Source organism: Streptomyces sp. NPDC040432, from assembly GCF_055595445.1.
This window is the reverse complement of record NZ_JBVIVP010000011.1, coordinates 58,097-75,234: the sequence shown is the minus strand read 5'-3', so window position 1 is coordinate 75,234 and position 17,138 is coordinate 58,097. Positions and strand designations below refer to the sequence as shown.

At 70.6% G+C, this 17,138-nt stretch carries 12 protein-coding genes; 6 read left to right on the top strand and 6 right to left on the bottom strand.

The window, feature by feature from the left end:
* Window positions 1–68: 68 nt before the first annotated feature.
* Window positions 69–971 (bottom strand): LLM class flavin-dependent oxidoreductase, encoded by a 903-nt coding sequence (locus ACZ58N_RS22720; RefSeq protein WP_471162767.1) that lies wholly within the window; start codon window positions 969–971, stop codon window positions 69–71.
* 162 nt (window positions 972–1,133) lie between these two features.
* Between ACZ58N_RS22720 and ACZ58N_RS22715 the strand changes: the two genes are divergently transcribed.
* Window positions 1,134–2,018: a Cof-type HAD-IIB family hydrolase gene (locus ACZ58N_RS22715; RefSeq protein WP_471162765.1), complete on the top strand. Its 885-nt coding sequence runs from the start codon at window positions 1,134–1,136 to the stop codon at window positions 2,016–2,018.
* A gap of 8 nt (window positions 2,019–2,026) precedes the next feature.
* On the opposite strand, the gene ACZ58N_RS22710 is transcribed toward ACZ58N_RS22715, so the two are convergent.
* The 4 genes from ACZ58N_RS22710 to ACZ58N_RS22695 all read right to left on the bottom strand — a co-directional run bounded on the left by ACZ58N_RS22710 (window position 2,027) and on the right by ACZ58N_RS22695 (window position 10,033).
* A complete protein-coding gene (locus ACZ58N_RS22710; RefSeq protein WP_471162761.1) occupies window positions 2,027–3,763 on the bottom strand; it encodes a sensor histidine kinase in 1,737 nt (578 codons plus the stop codon).
* A 115-nt stretch (window positions 3,764–3,878) separates the two neighbouring features.
* Window positions 3,879–7,448, bottom strand: a complete 3,570-nt coding sequence (cydD, locus tag ACZ58N_RS22705) for a thiol reductant ABC exporter subunit CydD (protein ID WP_471162758.1) — start codon at window positions 7,446–7,448, stop codon at window positions 3,879–3,881.
* A gap of 59 nt (window positions 7,449–7,507) precedes the next feature.
* Complete coding sequence (gene cydB / locus ACZ58N_RS22700) at window positions 7,508–8,509, bottom strand: cytochrome d ubiquinol oxidase subunit II (protein ID WP_471162756.1); 1,002 nt, start codon at window positions 8,507–8,509, stop codon at window positions 7,508–7,510.
* A gap of 18 nt (window positions 8,510–8,527) precedes the next feature.
* On the bottom strand, window positions 8,528–10,033 hold the full coding sequence (locus tag ACZ58N_RS22695) for a cytochrome ubiquinol oxidase subunit I (protein ID WP_471162753.1): 1,506 nt from the start codon (window positions 10,031–10,033) through the stop codon (window positions 8,528–8,530).
* Between the two features lie 188 nt (window positions 10,034–10,221).
* Here ACZ58N_RS22695 and ACZ58N_RS22690 point away from each other — a divergent pair, with 188 nt between their 5' ends.
* Window positions 10,222–10,590, top strand: coding sequence for a cyclophilin-like fold protein (locus tag ACZ58N_RS22690; protein WP_471162751.1), 369 nt, complete (start codon window positions 10,222–10,224; stop codon window positions 10,588–10,590).
* A gap of 75 nt (window positions 10,591–10,665) precedes the next feature.
* Here the strand turns inward: ACZ58N_RS22690 and hisC are convergent, their stop codons facing one another.
* Window positions 10,666–11,748, bottom strand: a complete 1,083-nt coding sequence (gene hisC, locus ACZ58N_RS22685) for a histidinol-phosphate transaminase (protein ID WP_471162748.1) — start codon at window positions 11,746–11,748, stop codon at window positions 10,666–10,668.
* 362 nt (window positions 11,749–12,110) lie between these two features.
* Here hisC and ACZ58N_RS22680 point away from each other — a divergent pair, with 362 nt between their 5' ends.
* The 4 genes from ACZ58N_RS22680 (at window position 12,111) to ACZ58N_RS22665 (ending at window position 17,101) form a co-directional block, all read left to right on the top strand.
* Complete coding sequence (locus ACZ58N_RS22680) at window positions 12,111–13,226, top strand: LacI family DNA-binding transcriptional regulator (protein WP_362875095.1); 1,116 nt, start codon at window positions 12,111–12,113, stop codon at window positions 13,224–13,226.
* 214 nt (window positions 13,227–13,440) lie between these two features.
* On the top strand, window positions 13,441–14,709 hold the full coding sequence (locus ACZ58N_RS22675) for a metallophosphoesterase (protein ID WP_471163097.1): 1,269 nt from the start codon (window positions 13,441–13,443) through the stop codon (window positions 14,707–14,709).
* Window positions 14,710–14,858: 149 nt separating this feature from the next.
* A complete protein-coding gene (locus tag ACZ58N_RS22670; protein ID WP_471162746.1) occupies window positions 14,859–15,671 on the top strand; it encodes a hypothetical protein in 813 nt (270 codons plus the stop codon).
* A 278-nt stretch (window positions 15,672–15,949) separates the two neighbouring features.
* Window positions 15,950–17,101: a tetratricopeptide repeat-containing glycosyltransferase gene (locus ACZ58N_RS22665; protein WP_471162743.1), complete on the top strand. Its 1,152-nt coding sequence runs from the start codon at window positions 15,950–15,952 to the stop codon at window positions 17,099–17,101.
* Window positions 17,102–17,138 lie beyond the last annotated feature (37 nt).

The following is a 17,138-nucleotide window of genomic DNA, read 5'->3' as shown; positions in this document are numbered from 1 at the left end:
GCTCGAAGCGGTGCGGGGTCGGGGCCGGTGTCGTGGTGCCGTGGCACGGCGTGTCGGTGCTGCGTCGGTCAGGCGTCCAGTTGCGCGAGTGCCTCGGTGGCGATCTTCTCGAAGACGGCCTCGTCCGCGGCGAAGTCGGAGTCGGCGATGGGCGCGTGGATGACCAGTTCGGTGAAGCCCAGCTCACGGTGGCGTCCCGCGAAATCGACGAAGGCGTCCACGGACTCCAGCATCGTGCCGCGTTCCGGGGTGAACCCGGTCAGCAGCACCTTCTCGATGGTGTCGGACTCCCGCCCGATCTCCGCCAAGGCCTTCTCCAGCTTGCCCACCTGGCCGCGCAGCGCCTCCAGCGACTGCTCGGGCGTGCCCTCGAACACCTTCGGGTCACCGGCCGTCACCCAGGCCTGGCCCAGGTTCGCGGCGAGCTTCACCCCGCGTGGGCCCGTCGCGGCCACGGCGAAGGGAAGCCGGGGGCGCTGTACGCACCCGGGAATGTTGCGGGCCTCCTCGGCGGAGTAGAACGTCCCGTGGTGGGTGACCGCTCCCTCGGTCAGCAGGCGGTCCAGCAGCGGTACGAACTCGGCGAAGCGGTCGGCCCGCTCCCGGGGGGACCACTGCTCCTGCCCCAGCGCGACCGCGTCGAAGCCGTTGCCGCCGGCGCCGATGCCGAGGGTGATGCGCCCACCGGAGATGTCGTCCAGCGTCATGAGGTCCTTGGCGAGGGTCACCGGATGCCGGAAGTTCGGCGAGGTGACCAGCGTGCCCAGGCGGATCGACTCGGTGGCGGCGGCCGCCGCGGTCAGGGTGGGCACCGCACCGAACCACGGGCCGTCGCGGAAGGTCCGCCAGCTCAGGTGGTCATAGGTGTATGCGGTGTGGAACCCGAGACGCTCGGCCCGCTGCCACTGGTCGCGGCCCCCTTCGTGCCAGCCGCGGACCGGGAGGATCACAGTGCTCAGACGCAAACTCATGCGTTCGAGCCTACGGCGACGCGCGCGCCCCTCGCACATCACGCCCCTCCCGCCCCACCTCGAACCCGGGCGGGGCCAACGTTTCACGTGAAACACCGGTGGAAAATTCGTCGGTTTCACGTGAAACATCTCCAGCCGAACGTGGTCGGTCGGTAGGTACTCATGGGCGAAGATGGGTCCGTGACCTCGGCTCCCCAGCGCCCGGACGGGCCAACCCCAGCGACCCGGCTCATCGCCACCGATCTCGACGGCACCCTGCTGCGCGACGACAAATCCGTCTCGCCCCGCACGATCGCCGCCCTCGCCGCCGCCGAGGAAGCCGGGATCGAGGTCTTCTTCGTCACGGGCCGCCCGGCCCGCTGGATGGGCGTGGTCAGCGATCACGTGCACGGCCACGGTCTGGCGATCTGCGCGAACGGCGCCGCCGTCGTCGACCTTCGCGCCGGAGGAGAGTTCGTGGAGGTCCGGGCGCTGCCCCGGGCCACCGCGCTGACGGTGGTGAACACCCTGCGCGCCGCCGCGCCCGGTACGTCCTTCGCCGTCGAGCTGACCACCGGCATCAACTACGAGCCGACCTACCCCCCGTTCTTCCAGGACCCGGGCGCCGCCGTGGCCACTGCGGAGAAGCTGCTGAGCGAGGAGCTCGACGGCAGCGCGGCGCCGGTCCTCAAGGTGCTCGCGCACCACGCCGAACTGGGCCCGGACGAGTTCCTGGCCCTGGCCCGCTCGGCTGCCGGCGCCTATGCCTCGATCACGCGTTCCAGCCCGACCTCCCTGCTGGAGGTCAGCGGGCTCGGCATCTCCAAGGCCAGTACCTTGGCGTTGTGCTGCGCCGAGCGCGGTATCACTCCCGCCGAGGTGGTCGCTTTCGGGGACATGCCGAACGACGTGGAGATGCTCCGCTGGGCAGGGACCTCGTACGCGATGGGCAACGCCCACCCGGATGTGATCGCCGCCGCGTCCGGCCGGACCGTCGCCAACAACGAGGACGGGGTCGCCGTGGTCATCGAGCGCATCCTCTCCGAACGCACGACGCACCCGCGCTGACGGTCGTCTCAGAGCGGGGCCTCCCACACGAGGGTGGTCCCGCCCCCGTCCTCCCCGATGCCCGGGCCGTAGGAGCTCGCCCCGCCCAGCGACTCGGCCCGTCGGCGCAGGTTCCGCAGTCCGCTGCGGCGCCCACCCTCCGGGATGCCCACTCCGTCGTCGGCGACCTCCAGACGTACTCCGGGGCGCCCGTCCGCCAGGGTGACGGTCGAGTCCAGGACCACCTCGATCCGGGACGCCTCCGAGTGTCGGAACGCGTTGGAGAGCGCTTCACGCAGGGCGGCGATCAGGTTCTTGCCGACGAGCTCGCCGACGACGGCGTCGATCGGGCCGAGGAAGCGGTGGGCCGGCTTGAAGCCCAACGGCACGGCGGCCATGTTGATCTCCCGCAACACCCGGGTGCGCAGCCCGGACGGGGCCTCCGCCGGGCCCTGCTGGAGCGCGAAGATCGCGGTGCGGATCTCCTGGATCGTCACGTCCAGCTCATCCACGGCCTTGCCCACCCCGTCCCGGACCTCCGGGACGATGGACCTGCGCTGCGCGCCCTCCAGCATCATCCCCGTCGCGAACAACCGCTGGATCACGAGGTCGTGCAGGTCGCGGGCGATCCGGTCGCGGTCCTCGAACACCGCGAGACGCTCCCGGTCGCGCTGTGCCTCGGCCATCATCAGCGCGAGGGCCGCCTGCGAGGCGAACTGCGTGGCCAGGGTCCGCTCCGCTTCGGTGAACGGTCGCTGCCCCCGGGCCCGCGGGGTCACCAGCGCGCCCAGCACCCGCCCGCCGCTGTGCAGCGGGAGCATCATGCACGGCCCGTACTGGCTGGTCAGTCTGCCGATCATGCGGGGGTCGCCGGCCGCGTCATCGACGAACACCGGCTCGCCCTCCAGCAGCCGTCCCACCACCGGGCTCTCGGCGGGGATCACCACTCCCAGCGACGTGGCCGGGTTCTCGGCCGAGACGGCGACGATCTCCATCCCGCCCTCCTCCGCCGGCAGCATCACGATCCCGGCGGCGGAGTCGGCCAGCCTGCGGGCCTGTTCGGCCACGACCGAGAGGGCGTCGTCCGCGTCCCCGCCGGAGAGGAGGGCCGTGGTGACGGCCACCGAACCGTCGATCCAGCGCTCGCGCTGGGTGGCGGCCTCGTACAGGCGGGCGTTGCCGATCGCGATGCCCGCCTCGGTGGCCAGGACCCGGACCATGTGGACGTCGTAGTCGTTGAAGGCGACTCCGCCGTTCTTCTCGGCGAGGTACAGATTGCCGAAGATCTCCCCCTGCACCCGGATCGGGACGCCGAGGAAGGTCTTCATGGGCGGATGGTTCGCCGGAAAACCCGCCGACCTCGGGTCCTTCGTCAGGTCGGCGAGCTGCACCGTGTCGGGATGCGAGATGAGCGCGCCGAGCAGACCCCGCTTGCCGTCCGGGCGGTGCCCGATCCTGCGGGCCTGTTCCTTGCCGATGCCGAAGGTGACGAAGTCCGAGAGACCGCGCCCCTCCGTGTCGACGACTCCGATCGCGGCGTACCGGGCGTCCGCGAGCTCGGCGGCCGTCTCGCAGATCCGGTCGAGCGTGGAGTGCAGTTCGAGGCCGGTACCGACCGATCGCATGGCCTCCAGCAGTTGCGGCACCCGAGCGGTCAGCTCGGTGGACAGCCCCTGCAGACTCCGGGTGGCCTGGGTGGCGGCCTCCAGCGGGTCCGGTGCTCCGCGGGTCGGTTCCGGTGATTCCTGAGACTCCTGGGCTGACATGACCTTGAGCCTAGTTAGTCCCCTTTGGTGGGGAAAGTCGCAGCAGTCGGAACGTGCCGACCGGCGTGCCCCGGACCGGCCCCCGACCGGCCCCGGCGAAGCCGCCGGGACGGCCTCAGCCGCGGCCGGCGGGCAACCCGTCGGCTTCCCGCTCCCGCTCCAGGAGGCGGCGCAGCGGCCCTTCGACGGCGGCCAGCTCCGCGTACGCGCCGCGCTGCACGACGGCTCCCCGGTCCAGGACCAGCACCTCGTCGACGGCCTCCAGCCCGGCGAGCCGGTGCGTGATCAGTACGGTGGTCCGGCCCTCGGTCGCGGCCAGCAGGTCCGCGGTCAGGGCGTCCGCGGTGGCGAGGTCCAGGTGTTCGGCGGGCTCGTCCAGGACCAGTACGGGGAAGTCCGCCAGCAGCGCCCGGGCCAGGGCCAACCGCTGCCGCTGCCCGCCCGAGATCCGCTCACCGTGTTCACCGACCAGGGTGTCCGGGCCGTCCGGAAGTCCGTCGACCCACTCCAGCAGCCGGGCCGCCGCCAGCGCCTCGCGCAGCTCGGCCTCGCTCGCCCCGGTACGCGCGAGCCGGAGGTTCTCACGGACGGAGCTGTCGAACAGGTGGGCGTCCTGGGCGCACAGTCCCACCGCGCGGCGCACGTCGTCGCCGTCGAGGGCGCGCACGTCGATCCCGCCCAGGGTGTACGTGCCGTCGCTCGGGTCAAGGAACCGCAGCAGCACCTGCGCCAGCGTCGTCTTGCCGGAGCCGGAGGGCCCGACCACGGCGATGCGCCGGCCCGCTTCCAGCGTCAGGTCCATCCCGCGCAGGGCGTCCCGTTCCTGCCCCGGGTGGCGCGCGGTGAGGCCGGTCAGTCGCAGCGGGAAGGGCGAGGCCGGCGCCTCCAGGGGTTCGGCCGGCTCGACCACGGGCACCGGGGCGTCGAGGACCTCGTAGACCCGCTCGGCGCTCCGACGGACCCGTTGGCGGTACTGGACCGCGAGCGGGAGTCCGCTGACCGCTTCGAACGCGGCGAGCGGGGTCAGTACGACCACTGCCATGGACACCCCGGAAAGCCGTCCTCCGGCGACGGCGGCCGCGCCCGCGAGCGCGGCGAACACCACCGTCAGCCCGCAGACCAGCGCGGACAACCCGCCACCCAGCCCGGTGGCGAAGGCGCCGCGCGAGGCGATCCGGGTCAGCACCCCGTCGCTCTCCCGCGTCAGGTCCTTGCGGCCGGCCAGGGCCCCGGCGACGGTCAGTTCGGCCGTACCCGTGAGCAGATCGGCCGCCCGGGTGGCGAGCTCGCCCCGGGCCGGCGCCAGCCGCCGCTCGGCGCGCCGCGCGCAGGCACCGCTGACCAGGGGCACCCCGACGCCGGCCACGAGCAGACCCACCGCCAGGACCGCACCTGCCTCGGGCAGCAACCAGGCGGTGAACGCCACCGACCCGGTTCCGACGAGCACCGCGGTGCCGACCGGGAGCAGCCAGCGCAACCAATAGTCCTGGAGCGCGTCGGCGTCGGCCACGAGCCGGGACAGCAGGTCCCCGCGCCGCTGCTCGCGGAGCCCGGCGGGGGCGATCCGCTCCAGCCGGCGGTACACGGAGACCCGCAGGTCGGCCAGCATCCGCAGGACGGCGTCGTGCGAGACGAGTCGCTCGGCGTAGCGGAACACGGCGCGGCCCAGACCGAAGGCGCGCGTCGCCGTGACGGCGACCATCAGGTAGAGCACCGGCGGCTGCTCGGAGGCCCGCGAGATGAGCCACCCCGACACCGCCAACAACCCGACGCTGCACCCGACGGCGAGTGCCCCGAGCAGCAGTCCGAGCCTGAACCTGCCCTGCCAGGCGGCGGCCGCGGCCCGCACCCGGCTCAGCGGATCTCCGCCGCCCGTCCCGGTCCCGCCCCCCGCGGCGGCCCGTTCGGTGGTGGGCCCGAGGATCCACTCCCCGGGGTCCGCCACCGTGACCGGGGCACGCGGCGGCGTGGCGGCGGACGCCGCGTTCCCGGCGACCTCCGCCACGGGCCCGCCGAGCGGTTCCACGGAGGACTCGGGCCCGGGAGCTCCCTCACCGACCGCCACCACCCGGTCGGCAACGGCCAGCAGAGCCGGGCGGTGCACCACCAACAGGACGGTCCGGCCCACTGCGAGGCGCCGTACGGCGTCCACGACGGCGGCCTCCGTCTCCCCGTCGAGGGCCGCCGTCGGTTCGTCCAGCAGCAGCACCGGACGGTCGGCGAGGAACGCCCGGGCCAGCGCGAGCCGCTGCCGCTGTCCCGCCGACAGGCCGACCCCGCCCTCACCCAGCGCGGTGCGGATCCCGCCCGGCAGCGCGGACACGAACTCCCACGCCCCGGCGTCTCGGAGCGCCGATTCCACGTCCTCGTCGTCGGCCCCGGGCCGAGCCAGCCGTACGTTCTCGCAGATGCTCCCCGCGAAGAGGTGCGGCCGCTGCGGCACCCACGCGATCCGCTCACGCCACTGTTCGAGGGACAGTTCCGCCTGGTCGACGCCGCCGATCCGGACCCGTCCGGCCGTCGGCGTGACGAAGCCCAGGAGTACGTTCAGCAGCGTGGACTTGCCCGCGCCGCTCGGCCCGGTGAGGGCGACGCACTCGCCGGGCTCCACGACCAGGGACACGGGACCGGGCGAGCTCACGCTCCGGCCCTCGTAGCGCACCTCGACCGCGTCGAACTCGATCCGCAGCTCCGAGTCCGGCACCCGGACGCCGCCGCCCGTCGCGGGTGGCTCGGTCTCCAGCACCTCGAAGATCTCTTCCGCCGCGGCAAGGCCCTCGGCGGCGGCGTGGTACTGGGCCCCCACCTGCCGCAGCGGCAGGTAGGCCTCCGGCGCCAGGATCAGGATGACCAGTCCTGTGTAGAGGTCGAGTTCGCCGTGGACGAGCCGCATGCCGATGGTCACCGCGACCAGGGCGACCGACAGCGTGGCGAGCAGTTCCAGCGCGAACGAGGAGAGGAAGGCGATGCGCAGCGTGCGCATCGTGGCCTGGCGGTAGTCGTCGGTGATCTTGCGGATCGACTCGGCCTGGGCCTTGGCTCGTCCGAAGACCTTCAGCGTCGGAAGTCCGGCCACCACGTCCAGGAAGTGTCCCGACAGCCGCGACAGCAGCCGCCACTGGCGGTCCATCCGGGACTGGGTGGCCATGCCGATCAGAATCATGAAGAGTGGGATCAGCGGCAGGGTGACCACGATGATGGCCGCCGACACCCAGTCCTCCGTGACGATCCGGGCGAGGACCGCAACCGGTACGACGACGGCGAGCCCGAGCTGGGGCAGGTACCGGGAGAAGTAGTCGTCGAGGGCGTCCACCCCCCGGGTGGCCAGGGCCACCAGCGAACCGGTCCGCCGGCTGACGGAGGGGTCGGGTCCCAGGTCGGCGGCACGGTCCAGCAGCCGCACCCGCAACTCGGACTTGACCGCCGCACCGGCGCGGTGCGCCGCCAGTTCCGTGAGCCACGCGACCAGACCGCGCCCGAGGGCCACCGCGGCGAGCAGCAGCAGCGGGGTACGCAGCTCACCGGCGCCGAGGCCCTGCTCGAAGGCGCCGACCACGATCTCGGCGATGAGCATCGCCTGACCGACGACCAGCCCCGCTCCGGCAAGCCCGAGGAGTACCACCGCCCCCAGGAAGAGGCGGGTGGAACGGGCGTACCGCAGCAGGCGCGGGTCGATCGGTTTCACGTGAAACATCTCCTCGGCAGGGTCGGGCAGGAGAGTCGGGCATCGGGGGAGGGGGTGCCTCAGTGCGCGTCGACGATGTGCTGCGTCCCGATCCGCTTGCGGAACACCCAGTAGGTCCAGCCCTGGTAGAGCATGACGAGCGGGGTGGCCACGGCGGCGCACCAGGTCATGATCTTCAGGGTGTAAGGACTGGACGAGGCGTTGGTGACCGTGAGGTTCCAGGCGTCGTTCAGGGAGGACGGCATGACGTTCGGGAAGAGCGTCAGGAACAGCATCGCGACGGCGGCCGCGATGGTGATCCCCGAGAGCGCGAACGACCAGCCCTCACGCCCCGCCAGGTTGAAGGCCAGGGCCCCGACCAGCGCGAGTACCGCGACGACCATCGCGACCATGCTCCAGCCGTCACCGCGCGATGCCTGCGTCCAGATCAGGAAGACCAGGGCCAGCACCGCCGTGACCACGCCGAGCCTGGTGGCCAATGTGCGCGACCGTTCCCGGATGTCGCCGACCGTCTTGAGCGAGGTGAACACCGCGCCGTGGAAGGTGAACAGGGTGAGGGTGACCAGGCCGCCCAGGATCGAGTAGACGTTGAGCAGGTCGAGGAAGGTGCCGACGTACTCCATGTCCTGGTCGATCTTCACGCCGCGCACGATGTTGGCGAAGGCCACGCCCCACAGGAAGGCGGGGATCAGCGAGGTCCAGAAGATCGCGTGTTCCCAGTTGGTCTGCCACTTGTCCTCCGGCCGCTTGTGCCGGTATTCGAAGGCGACGCCCCGGATGATGAGGCAGATCAAGATGATCAGCAGCGGCAGGTAGAAGCCCGAGAAGAGCGTGGCGTACCACTCGGGGAACGCGGCGAAGGTCGCGCCGCCCGCGGTGAGCAGCCACACCTCGTTGCCGTCCCAGACGGGTCCGATCGTATTGATCAGGACCCGCTTCTCCGTACGGTCACGGGCCAGGAGCTTGGTGAGTACGCCGACTCCGAAGTCGAAGCCCTCCAGGAAGAAGTAGCCGATCCACAGGACGGCGATGAGGACGAACCAGACGTCGTGGAGTTGCATGGGGTGGTCTCCGCAGTCTCAGTACGAGAAGGCCATCGGACGGTCGGGGTTCTTGTCGTCCCCGCCGATCTTCGTCGGCGGGTTCAGGTCGGCCTCGGTGAGTTCCGGAGGGCCGAGCTTGACGTACTTCACGAGGAGCTTGACTTCGATCACCGCGAGGACGGCGTACAGCAGGGTGAAGCCGATCATCGAGGTGAGGACCTCGGCCTGGGTGACGTTCGGTGAGACGGCGTCCCGGGTGCGCAGCACCCCGTAGACGACCCAGGGCTGACGGCCCATCTCGGTGAATATCCAGCCCCAGGAGTTGGCTATGAGCGGGAAGCACATGGTCCAGAGCGCGACGACCCAGTAGAGGTTGGCGAGGCGCGGGCTGAGGGCCTTCTTGAAGAGGACCAGGTTCGGCACCTCGTCCGGTCCGGTGCGCAGCCCCTGCGGCAGGAGGAACTTCTTGCGGGTCAGCCACAGCCCCACGACACCGATGGAGAGCGAGGCCATCCCGAAGCCGATCATCCAACGGAAGCCCCAGTAGGCGACGGGGATGTTGGGCCGGTAGTCGCCCGGTCCGAACTTCTCCTGCTGGGCCTTGTTGACGTCGTTGATGCCGGGGACGAACGAGGTGAAGTCGTCGTTGGCCAGGAAGGACAGCAGGCCGGGGATCTCGATCGCGACCTTGTTGTGGCCCTTGTCGACGTCGCCGTAGGCGAAGACGGAGAAGGGAGCGGGTGCCTCGCCGTCCCACAGGGCCTCGGCTGCGGCCATCTTCATCGGCTGCTGCTTGTACATCACCTTGCCGAGGAGGTCGCCGCTGATGGCGGTGCCCATGCCGGCAATGATCATGACTACGAGGCCGAGGCGCAGCGAGCTCCTCATGACCGGGACGTGCTTCTTGCGCGCCAGGTGGTACGCGGCGATGCCGGCCATGAACGCGCCGCCGACCAGGAAGGCCGCCGTGATCGTGTGGAAGAACTGGGTCAGCGCGGTGTTCTGGGTGAGGACCAGCCAGAAGTCGGTGAGTTCGGCCCGACCGCGCTCCTCGTTGATGCGGTAGCCGACCGGGTGCTGCATCCAGGAGTTGGCCGCCAGGATGAAGTAGGCGGACAGGATGGTGCCGATCGACACCATCCATATGCAGGCGAGGTGGATCTTCTTCGGCAGCTTGTCCCAGCCGAAGATCCACAGGCCGATGAAGGTGGACTCGAAGAAGAAGGCGATCAGCGCCTCGAAGGCCAGGGGCGCCCCGAAGATGTCGCCGACGAAGCGCGAGTAGTCGGACCAGTTCATGCCGAACTGGAACTCCTGGACGATGCCGGTGACGACGCCCATCGCGATGTTGATCAGGAAGAGCTTGCCCCAGAACTTGGTGGCCCTGAGGTACTTCTCGTTCTCGCTCCGGACCCACGCGGTCTGCAGGCCGGCGGTGAGCGCGGCGAGCGAGATCGTCAGGGGAACGAACAGGAAGTGGTAGACGGTGGTGATGCCGAACTGCCATCGCGCCAGCGTCTCCGGCGCCAAAGCTAGGTCCACGTCCTCGTCTCCTTCGGGTCACCGTGGTCACAGCGGCAGTCTGCCGTTTGTGTCCCACTCAATTCGGGAGGAAGCGGGACACGCTTGTGAACGCGTTCACATTCACAAGCATTATGGCGCACGAGTTCGGAAGTCCTTACGGCGGGGTACCCCTAGCCAAGACATTCAACAGATTGTTGAATCGGCGCATGCAGATACGAATCTCCTGGCCTTCCGGCCAGCTCACCGCGACCCTCGACGAAACCCCGACCAGCAAGGCCCTGGGCGAGGCCCTCCCGATCTCGGCCTCCGCCAACACCTGGGGCGAGGAGGTCTACTTCGACACCGGGGTGTCCGTCGCCCTGGAGCACGACGCCCAGCAGGTCGTCGCCCCGGGCACGGTCGCGTTCTGGACGGACGGGGACGCGCTCGCGCTGCCCTACGGTCCGACGCCCATCTCGCGCGGGGACGAGTGCCGCCTGGCGAGCCCGTGCAACGTCCTCGGCTCGTTCGACGGCGACCCCCGCCTGCTGTCCACCGTCCGCGACGGCGACCCCATCCGCGTGGAGCTCGTGTAACCACGCCCCGCGGGGGCCGCCGTCCGGCGTCGCGTCCCCGGGCCACGCCCTCTCGGCCGCGCCCCCGGGCGCCGGCTACAGCTCCTTGAAGAACGCCTCCGCCGTGTGCAGGAAGAGGTCGTTCGCCTCGGTCTCACCGATCGTGACCCGCAGGCCCTCACCCGCGAAGGGCCGGACCACCACACCGGCCTTCTCGCAGGCCGCCGCGAAGTCGGCGGTCCGCTCCCCCAGCCGCATCCACACGAAGTTCGCCTGGGTGTCCGGGACGACCGTCCAACCCTGGGCCAGCAGCGTGCCGTGCACCCGCGCACGCTCGCCCACCAGCGACCCGACCCGGCCCATCAGCTCGTCCTCCGCCCGCAGCGAGGCGACCGCGGCGTCCTGGGCGAGCTGGCTCACGCCGAAGGGAACGGCCGTCTTGCGCAGCGCCGCCGCCACCGGCTCGTGCGCGACCGCGAACCCGACCCGCAGGCCGGCCAGCCCGTACGCCTTGGAGAACGTACGCAGCACCGCGACGTTCGGGCGGTCGCGGTAGAGCTCGATGCCGTCGGGTACGTCGGCGTCGCGGACGAACTCGCGGTACGCCTCGTCCAGCACCACCAGGATGTCCGAGGGCACCCGGTCCAGGAAGCGCTCCAGCTCGGCCCGGCGCACCGCGGTTCCGGTGGGGTTGTTGGGGTTGCACACGAAGATCAGGCGCGTCCGGTCCGTGATCGCCGCGGCCATGGCGTCCAGGTCGTGCACGTCCCCGTCGGTGAGGGGCACCTGCACCGACGTCGCACCCGAGATCTGCGTGATGATCGGGTAGGCCTCGAAGGACCGCCAGGCATAGATGACCTCGTCGCCGGGACCGGCCGTCGACTGGATCAGCGACTGCGCGACTCCGACGGAACCGGTGCCCGTGGCGATGTGCTCGACCGGTACCCCGAAGCGGTCGGCCAGCTCGTTCACCAGCCCGGTGCAGGCCATGTCCGGGTAACGGTTGAACCGACCCGCGGCCGCGACCGCGCTCTCCAGGACACCCGGCAGCGGCGGGTACGGGTTCTCGTTCGAGGACAGCTTGAACGCCACGGGCCCGCCGGTGGCAGCCGGCTTTCCGGGCTTGTAGGTGGGAATGCCGTCCAGCTCGGCGCGCAGCTTCGGGCTCTTCTCGCTCACCGCAGGTCCTCCTCGACCGTCCCGTCGACGGCACCGTCGACTCAATACTGCTCACCTTATGAGGATTCCGCCGATCCGAGAATGGCAGGCGCCCGGAACACGGGGGGAGCGCACGCATATATGCGCGCGCCGGTGGCCTGCGCCGTGGCGCGCGTCCCTCGTGAAGGTGAGTTGCGGCCACTCACGAAAGCCCCCGTTTTGGCATGCTCGTACCCGCCGACAAGCGGCACCCTCACTCAGGGCGACCAAAAACCTTCATTTCCAAGGTCATTGGGGGTGGCGAAACATGCAGAATCGTGCCTGTCAACGCGTGCATATGCATCCGGACCACCCACCCCCCCGAGCCCTACTATCGGCTCGCCATGACAGCAGCAGGGAAGCATCAGGTGAGCCGGGCCGAGACCACCCGGCGAGTCGGCGGCCGACAGGGCCGGGCCGGCATCAGAGACGTGGCCGCCGCAGCGGGCGTCTCCATCACAACCGTCTCCGACGCGCTCAATGGCAAGGGGCGGCTGCCGGACGCCACCCGCCGCCACGTCCGCGAGGTCGCCGACCGGCTGGGCTATCGCCCCTCCGCGGCCGCCCGCACCCTCCGTACCGGCAAGTCGGGCCTCATCGGCCTGACCGTGACCACGTACGGGGATGAACCTTTCACCTTCACCGAATTCGCGTACTTCGCGGAGATGGCGCGGGCCGCCACGTCCGCCGCGCTCGCCCGTGGGTACGCCCTCGTCATCCTGCCCGCCACCTCACGACACGACGTCTGGTCCAACGTGGCCCTCGACGGCACCGTCGTGATCGACCCGTCCGACCACGACCCCGTCGTCAGCGAGCTGGTCCGTCAGGGACTCCCCGTGGTCTCCGACGGTCGACCGGCCGGCACCCTCCCCGTCACCGCCTGGGTCGACAACGACCACGAGGCGGCCGTACTCGGCCTCCTCGACCACCTCGCAGCCGCCGGTGCCCGCCGCATCGGGCTGCTGACCGGCACCACCACCGACACCTACACCCGGCTCTCCACCACCGCATACCTCAGCTGGTGCGAACGCGTCGGCCAGGACCCGGTCTACGAGTCCTACCCCGCCCACGACCCGTGCGCCGGGGCCGTGGCCGCCGACCGACTGCTCGCCCGGCCCGACCGGCCCGATGCCGTGTACGGGCTCTTCGACCCCAACGGCACCGATCTCCTCGCCGCGGCCCGCCGCTACGGCCTGCGCGTCCCGGAGGACCTGCTCCTCGTGTGCTGCAGCGAATCCACCGTCTACGCCACCACCGAACCGCCCATCACCACGCTGTCCCTCAAACCGCGCCGCATCGGCACCGCCGTCGTGCAGTTGCTCATCGACGCGATCGAGGGGGTCGACACCGGACGCCCCGTAGAACAGGTCGTTCCGACCGAACTCATCATCCGTACCTCCTCGCAGCGCAGGACGCCCCGAACCACCGTCAGCCCACCCCGTTCACCGGCCCAGGACTGACCTGCGGACCACGGCACGGCGGGGTCGACGACCCCGTCCAGGATTTCAGCAACACCGATTTCGGGATAAAACAGTAGGAACAACCGGCTCCGGCCAGGATTCACCACCCCTGGTGCGTCACAGAGCGCGAGCCGCATTCCTATGATGGGCGCACGACATCACGGACCCTCCGACCCGGAGGTCAGAGGGTCCGCAGGTGTACGGCAGCGCGACGGTGGTGGAGGGGTCGATGACTCAGGGGGCCGGTCAGGGACCCGCGATGCGGACGGACACGCTGCGGGACTTCCGGGTGCCGGTCAGCGAACCCGCGCCGCACAAGACGTCCACCGGGCTGCCCGGGGACACCCCCGGGTACGGCGGGCATCCCGCGTACCACGGTGCGGCGGCGCCCGTGCCCCCGGTGCCCGGATACGTGCCGGGACAGCCGGAGTACCTCGGTTCCACCCCCACGGCCCGTCCCGCGCCGGACACCGTCCCGCACCAGCGCACGGCCGAGGCCCACGCCGACGACCACGCACCGGAGCCGGCCGACGACGAGCCCGACGACGGCTACACACCCACCCAGCGGGACCTGCCCGTCATCGGGCGCGGCGCGCAGGGCGGCCCCGGCGACACCGTCCAGGTCCAGTACGTCCCCCAGGAGGCCCCGGCCACCGGTCCGGGCCCGCTGTACGTGGTCGGCGATGTCCACGGGTACCTCGACGAACTGGTCACCGAGCTCCGGGCGCAGGACCTCATCGACGCCGACGGGCGCTGGTCCGCGGGCAACGCACGGCTCTGGTTCCTCGGCGACTTCACCGACCGCGGGCCCGACGGCATCGGCGTGATCGACCTCGTCATGCGGCTCTCCGCCGAGGCCGCCGCGGCCGGCGGCTACTGCAAGGCCCTCATGGGCAACCACGAACTCCTGCTGATCGGCGCCAAGCGGTTCGGCGACACGCCGGTCCAGTCGGGGGCGGGCACCGCCACGTTCCAGGCCGCCTGGTTGCTCAACGGCGGCCAACGCACCGACATGGAGCGCCTGGAGGACGTCCACCTCCAGTGGATGTCCCGGCTGGACGCGGCCGCGCTGGAGGACGGGCACCTGCTCCTGCACTCCGACACCACCGCGTACCTCGACTACGGCGACTCGATCGAGGACGTCAACGACACCATCCACGAACTCCTCAACCGCAACGACGCCGACATCACCTGGGACCTGTTCCGCAAGTTCACCAAGCGGTTCGCCTTCCGCGACGAGGAAACCGGACCCCACGCCGTACGGGAACTCCTCGGCACCTACGGCGGCGGACGCGTCGTCCACGGACACAGCCCCATCCCCTACCTGCTCGGCGAGGTGGGCACCGAGGACGGTGACGGGACCCGCGGTCCGGAGGCCGTGGACGGGCCCCACGTGTACGCGGAGGGCCTGGCCATCGCCATGGACGGCGGCGTCACCATGGCGGGCAAGCTGCTCGTCGTTCAACTACCTCTGCGCGACTGAGCGTTCTCGGAGCGGGGTATTTCGGCAAAGCCCCTGTCACGGCGTGGCAGGGGCGCTCTACCATCGCTCTATCCGTAGCAGGCTCTCCTCCGTTTGTGCCGGTGCCCGGGGTCTACGCGGGCAAACCGGCTTGTACGGAGCATCGGGGGATGCACATGACCAGCGCTCCGCACCTGCTGACCGAAGACCGGCCCGAGTTCGACCGGCTCCTTGACGAAACGCTGCGCACCGCGGACGAACGGCCCGAGCTCGCCACCCTGGGCGAACGGCTGAACGCGGAACAACTGCGCACGATGGCACTGAACGCGATCGCGCTGCTGACCGCCGCGGCAGCCGCCGAGTACGACCACTACGTGAAGGTCCGCGCGGAACTGCGCGACGAAGCCCTGTCGGCCTCCGCCGGCGGGGGAGAGTACGCGACGGGCGACCGGGACGACGGGGCCGGCCTGAGCGCCGTGGTGGCGGTCCTCGCGCCGGTCCTGGCCGGCACCGCCATGCTGATCTTCCTGCTGGTCGGCTACAGCCTGAAGATGATCGATCCCGAACCGGCCTTCGCGAAGACGATGCTGACGGCCGGTTGGCTGTTCGGGGCACTCACCGTGGCCGCCCTGCTGTTCGCGGTCATCGGCCTGCTGGTGACCGCACTGCGCAACAGCTCGACGGAGGTCGCGGCGTCGGAGACCACGGTGGTCCCCGACGAGCTCTCACGGGCCCGGGAGGCGTGGCGCAACGCGCTGCTGGAGCGGGGGATCATCCCGTTCCTGCGGGACGCCCTGGCCGACCCGAGCGCCGACGGCTATCCGACCCCGCGAACGCCGGGTGCCGGGCGAATCCCCCAACTGGGATACAGCCGACCCGACTTCACCAGTCCCGGATCCACTTCGCAAGGGCCCCGGCCCGGCTACGCGTCGCCGGACTTCACCAGCCCGGACTTCGGCGGCCCCGAACGCGAACCGGACTGAGGAGCAACCGACGACGGCCCGGTGCCGATTGACCGGCACCGGGCACCGGGCACCGGCTGGAAACCTCGGTCGGAGTTCCCGGCACCGGGCACGGGCCGGAGCCGCGGTGGCGCACGGCCGCGCACAGGGAAGGTTCCCGTGCGCTCCGCCAAGACGTCCGCTCGACAGCGGATCGGCCCATCCGGAGAGCCCACATGGCCGTCAACGAGGGCCACCCGGGTTCGCGCTCCGGCGTGCCTCACCGCTCGGTAACGGCCCCGTCCCTAGGGTCGGCGGCCGTGAAGCCGACGATTTGCCTGTGCATGATCGTGAAGAACGAGTCCGCCGTCATCGAACGCTGCCTCACGTCCGTACGGGGGTTCATCGACACCTGGGCCATCTCCGACACGGGATCCACCGACGAAACCCGACAACTGATCCGAAGCGCCTTGGAAGGAATCCCCGGGGAACTCCACGAGGAGCCGTGGGTCGACTTCGGTCACAACCGCAGCCTCAACATCGGGCACGGTCTCGGCAAAGCCGACTACGTGCTGCTCCTCGACGCCGACCAGGTCCTGCGCCCCGAAGGGCCCCTGCCCGACCTCACGGCGGACTCGTACATGCTCCGCCACGAGGGCGCGACCGAGTACCGCGCCAAACGCCTGGTCCGCGCCGATCTCCCCTGGCGGTACGAGGGCGTCACCCACGAGTACCTGACCTGCGACCGCCGCGACGAGAACGACCGGCGGCCCGGCCTCCAGGAGAATCTCGACGCGCTCGTCATCGAGGACCACGCCGACGGCGGCTCCCGACACGACAAATTCGAACGGGACGCGCGGCTGCTCGGCGCCGAACTGCAACGCGACCCGTCCAACACGCGGACCGTCTTCTACCTCGCGCAAACCCTGCGGGACATGGGCGACACCACGGCCTCGATCAAGCTCTACGAACGCCGCGCCCGCATGGGCGGCTGGGGCGAGGAGGTCTACTACGCACTGCTCCAGGTCGGTGTCCTGCAGGGCGAGGCAGGCGACTGGCCCGCCGCCATGGACGCCCTCTCACGGGCGTGGGACTCGCGTCCCGGCCGGCTGGAAGCCTGCTACGAACTCGCCGCACGACTCCGAATGCTCGGCCGGTACCACTGCGCCCATGCCGTGACCGCAGCCGTCCTGGATCGGCCGGTGCCGGACGACCTGCTCTTCGTCCAGCCCTGGGTGTACCGGTGGGGCCTGCTCTTCGAGCACTCGATCAACTCCTACTGGGTCGGCGACATGGGTGCTTCCCTCAGCGCCTGCGACCGATTGCTCACGCTGCCCGACCTACCGGAGGCGTACCGGCGCCAGACGAAGGACAACCGTGCCTTCGCCATCGCTGCCCTCCGTGGCCCCTCCCCGTCCGTTTCACGTGAAACGGCCCCTCCTGTTTCACGTGAAACAACCGACCTCATGTGACCACTCGCGTGTTTCACGTGAAACGAACAGCCCCCGT